Origin of the sequence: Bradyrhizobium sp. (assembly GCF_049581145.1) — a bacterium.
Taxonomy (GTDB): Bacteria; Pseudomonadota; Alphaproteobacteria; order Rhizobiales; family Xanthobacteraceae; genus Bradyrhizobium.
On the sequence record NZ_JBAURI010000380.1, the window covers coordinates 1 to 4,466 of the forward strand.

A 4,466-nucleotide genomic window follows, 5' to 3' on the forward strand; every position below is an offset into this window, starting at 1 on the left:
GGAATATAGATCTGCCCCGCGTGCGCGTGATGGGTGTGCAATACTTCGAGGCGGGGGAGCAGGCCGAGGCCGATCGCCTGCGCGACCAGCGAGAACGCACCGGAGATCAGCGCCTGTGATGCGACGATGGTGGCGAGCGTTGCCAGCACGACCAGCGGCGGCAAGAGCGACGACGGCGCGAGGCTGTAGAACAGCTTGCCGCCCACGGCTTCGGCGCCAGAGAGCAAATAGGCGCCCTGGCCGAGATAGTTCAGGATCAAAGCCGGAAACACCACGGCGAACCAGCCGATTCGGATCGGGCGTGCCCCGAAATGCCCGAGATCCGCGTACATCGCCTCGCCGCCGGTGACGACGAGAATCAGCACGCTGAGAATCAGTACGGCCTCGTGCAGGCCGGCCCGCATCAGAAACATCGCGCCGTAGACAGGATTGAACGCTGCGAGGATTGCCGGTTGTGTTGCGATCGCGGCGAGCCCGAGCGCGGCGATGGCCGCGAACCAGAGCAGAAGGACGGGTCCGAATATCACGCCGATGCCGGAAGCGCCCTTGAACTGGATCGCGAACAGCCCGGTCAACAGCACGACGGTGATCGGTATCACGTAGGGCGCAAAGGTGGGGGTCACGACTTCGAGGCCTTCGACCGCGGACAACACGCTGATCGCGGGCGTAATCATCCCATCGCCGAGCAGCAGACCCGCTCCGAGCATCAGCGACCACAGCAATAGCTTCGTGCCCTGGTTTTTATATTGGTGGAGCAGGCCATAGAGCGCGAACACGCCGCCTTCGCCGTCGTTCTGGGCGCGCAATACCAGGAGGGCATATTTGACGGCGACGATGAGGATGATCGTCCATATCGCCGCCGAGATCGCGCCGATGACGTTTTCGGGCGTTGGGGTGACGGCCGCCGGGCCGAGAAAGATCTGGTCAATGGCATAGAGCGGCGAGGTACCGATATCGCCATACACGACGCCGATCGCGCCGATCGTCAGCGCCGCAAGACCTCCGCGGGGGGCATGCGTGGAGGTCTCGCCTGCGCGAGCGACAGCGGAAGCAGCTCCCCGCCTGGAACCGAGATCGTTCATCTCTCCGTAGTCGACCGCCTGATCATCGGACCCGTATGAGGCGGCGAGCCTGGCGGCGGGTTGAGATAGATCAAATCGCGTGCTGCGCTCTCGAAAATTGGCGAACCGAAATGGTCAGCATCGACGTGGCAGATACGCCAAACCGGTGGCCGGCGCCTTCGATTTGCGAACGCGAAGCGTTACGGGCCCGCCGCGGTAGGCTGATAATCCACCACCCCGTAAACGATGCCGAGCAGGATGCCAAATCCCATCTCGAAGCCGGGACAGGCATGGGTCGGATGCGGGCTCCTGCTGCGGTCGCCGCCGAACAGCGGGCAAACGTCGTCGCCGCCGGCACGCAGTTCTTCCTGTGTCGCCTGCGTGATGCTGAGATAGATCTTGTCGCCGGCATGCACCTGTACAGGATTTTTCGCTCCGATTGTGTGGTCCTTTGTCGCCAGGCGCCACAGCCAGTCCGGCGTCGGCTGGTTCTGCATGGTCTGGCGCATCGGGGTTTCGACGATGTCGTGGGCCTTGACGAATTCGTCGGGTTGCGTGCTGGCGTTGAGCTTGGCCTGCAGCGCCAACAGCGTCGCGGTCCGTTGCCAAGTCTTGACGATGGTGACCAGATTGCCGTTGATGGTGGGCAATGCGCCCATCATCACCCCGACGATGGTGCGCGCCAGGAGATCATTGTCTTCCGGCTTCGGAAATTCCTCGAAGAAGGCCCGGGTGAGCGCGGCGGTGGGCAGTTGCCCGGCCGCGCGTTTATCTGCAACATATTTATTGACGGACTCGCGAAGGATTTGACCGGTCCTCTGTCCCAGGAGGGTGAGCAGGACATCCGGATCGGGATGGACGATATAGCCGGACGGCATCGTGTAGTCGCCGGGGCAAATGCCGGGCGGAAGCAGATTTGAAATCCGGAAGCCGCCCGGCTTCACGTAAACGCCATCCGGAATGTCGAACCAATGACTGCAGAGCTTCGCAAACACGACGTCAGAGACCGCCTGGATATCGATGATGCCGTTGGGGGCGGGGACGGTGGTCAGCGCCGCCCGCGTCTCCTTCAGCGCGAGATCAAATGCCTCCCGCCGGGTGACGCGCCCGATTGCCGCATTCGCCGGCGTCGATTGCCGTTCGTATTCCGGCCCCCAGTCCATTCCGAGATAGATCACGCCGATGCTTTCCTGCATCCTGGGCTGATAGCCTTCGACGGTATAGTTGCCCTCCGAGTTGAGCAGGACCTGCAGCACCAGTTCCTTGCTCGTCACGACGACACCTTCCGGCGTCCGTGCCACGCCGCCGTCCGGATTGATCTTCATTGCAGCCGCGGCTTCGAGGTGCTTGTCGACAAAATGGTCCAACACCAGGCCCCAAACGGTACCGGCATCCCGCGCGGCTCGTCTTTCGGCTTTGTCGGGGGCGCCGGCAAGACCGGGTCGATCGGGATCTGCTGCCATCGGTTTCTCCTGCAGGATCGTCACGCTGTGATGGTTCGCGGCTTGTCCGTCCGCTTCTTCATGACATCGTCAAACTAGACAGAGGCGGACTACGCTTTTGTGTCCTTGAGAAGTTTTGCACGGCATTTTGGCGCGCATTGAAATAGCGGCCGAGGGATCCGTCGCAGTCATCTGCGGCGAGACGTCTCAAAATTGTTCTGGCCGAATTGTCTCGGTAGTTGGATTTCGTTCTACTACAGTCGATTCCTGCGGGGCCGGCTTGACGATGAGACTCTGGTGCTCATCTTGCAATCTGGGATTGAGATTTGCAATGCCGATTGCGGTGCAATTTTGGGATCGCCCCAGGGGCGACTTCACGCGATCCGCGTGATGCAAGGGGGGACGATGTTCGCCTCGTTCGGTCCGCACACGCGCGGGAGAAGCGAGCAGACGACTTTGCTCGACCTTCCTGCGGCCGCTAGCGGACGCTGACGAACGCACCCCAGATCGCAGCGAGACCGGCGCCGGCCAGAACATAATGCGGATTATCGCAAAACGAGCCGCCGTATTGGCACATCTCGACACCGAGTGAGCCGATCTCGTGGTTGCCCGCGGCGTAGAATAGCCCGGACAATACGACCAGCGCGGATGCGACGAAGTACATCGGTCTCTCGTTGTTGGTTGTTCGGCTGCGCCAGCTTCGCGGGCTTGGCGTGCCGGGCAAATCGACGGCATATCGTTAGCGCCACAAACACCATATACGGCATGCGTCTGCAAAACGTCAGCGGAGTTTTTGTTGGTGCAGCGCAAAATTGCGAAATCGGTTTCGACGTGCCGAATTTGGTCGCCGCATTTTCCTTAAAGTTTGACGCGTCAGGCAAATGACTGCGTACTTCGGATCGTCAGCGCGGCATCAGAAATTCACGAAATGCCCGCTCACTGCGGCTGACCATGTAGTCTGATCCGGCGAGGCTCAGGTGAATCCGGCTGGAATAGAGCAAGATCCCGTCTTGCTCGATGGGACATTCAAGGTCGCAAAAATAATCGATGGGTCGCAATAATCGAACCCGATCCGGCCACTTCGCCTGTATGCGGGAGAGGACCTGATCGATCGGAGCCGTCGAGCGCTCGGCCATATCCCGCGTGACCGGGGCGCAGGGTCGTTGAAGGGCGCGGGGCAGTGGTCCTTGCTCGATGCGTGGAAGATTGATGGAACAACCGGGGTCCACTTGGGCGCCGATCAGCAGGACGCGATGGCCTCTTGCGACGAGTTTCCCAATCGTGACTTCAAGTGCAGAGCCAAGCTTGACGAAGGAGCCCGGGCTGTTTTCGGCCTGGTCGGCACCTTCGAATTCATAGTCAATCTCTGAGTCATCGTAGAGCCGCCAAAGCTGTGTATAGACGATCGGCAGAGTGGTCGTTTCCAGCTGGGCCAACGCCTTGTCACGTGCCAGTCTGCATTGTTGGCGCAGCATTGATCTGGACAAAGCGCCATAAAGTATCGGGCAGCCGGCGCCGCCTGTTGCTTGAAAGCCGATATCGAGCCGCTCCATGAGCGGCTTGAGCCCAAAGGCGTATTGGGCGATCAGGGAGTCGCCGACGAACAGGACGCCGACCGGGCCCACAGGCCCTCGCAGGTCGGCATTCGCCGGAAAGTCCTGCAGATGTGCCAGATCAGATTGAGCCTTGGGCATGCGCCAGGAGAAACCTCCCGACAGAAAAGTGGCGTGGGTCATGGCCGCGAGCGTCAGGATCACCGACCAGAAGCCGGCTAGAGTTCCCACAAGGTGGTCCGACCGGAGCGCGGACGGCTGAAGGAATCTGCGTTCGACCAGAAAGTACATGGCAACCGCCAGGCCGATCATGGCAACGGTTATCGCCGCGATCCCCACGGCCGTTTCGGCGCTATCGCCAAAAATGAAGCGCGCGAAAAAAATAATGGGCCAATGACAGAGATAAAGGG

Annotated in this window: 4 protein-coding genes; all 4 read right to left on the bottom strand. The window is 60.8% G+C overall.

Features of this window, described 5'->3' with window-relative positions:
* Window positions 1-1,082, bottom strand: a 1,082-nt coding sequence (locus WCB02_RS12265; protein ID WP_423958485.1) for a KUP/HAK/KT family potassium transporter, incomplete at its 3' end; no start/stop codon positions are given.
* 179 nt (window positions 1,083-1,261) lie between these two features.
* A complete protein-coding gene (locus tag WCB02_RS12270) occupies window positions 1,262-2,524 on the bottom strand; it encodes a hypothetical protein (protein ID WP_423958486.1) in 1,263 nt (420 codons plus the stop codon).
* 457 nt (window positions 2,525-2,981) lie between these two features.
* Window positions 2,982-3,167 (bottom strand): hypothetical protein, encoded by a 186-nt coding sequence (locus WCB02_RS12275; RefSeq protein ID WP_423958487.1) that lies wholly within the window; start codon window positions 3,165-3,167, stop codon window positions 2,982-2,984.
* A gap of 238 nt (window positions 3,168-3,405) precedes the next feature.
* On the bottom strand, window positions 3,406-4,466 hold a 1,061-nt coding region (locus WCB02_RS12280), incomplete at its 5' end, for an SGNH hydrolase domain-containing protein (protein WP_423958488.1).

Coding starts and splice junctions, on each gene's coding strand:
- WCB02_RS12270 (WP_423958486.1), bottom strand. CDS start 2,524: ATGGCAGCAGATCCCGATCGACCCGGTCTTGCCGGCGCCCCCGACAAA.
- WCB02_RS12275 (WP_423958487.1), bottom strand. CDS start 3,167: ATGTACTTCGTCGCATCCGCGCTGGTCGTATTGTCCGGGCTATTCTAC.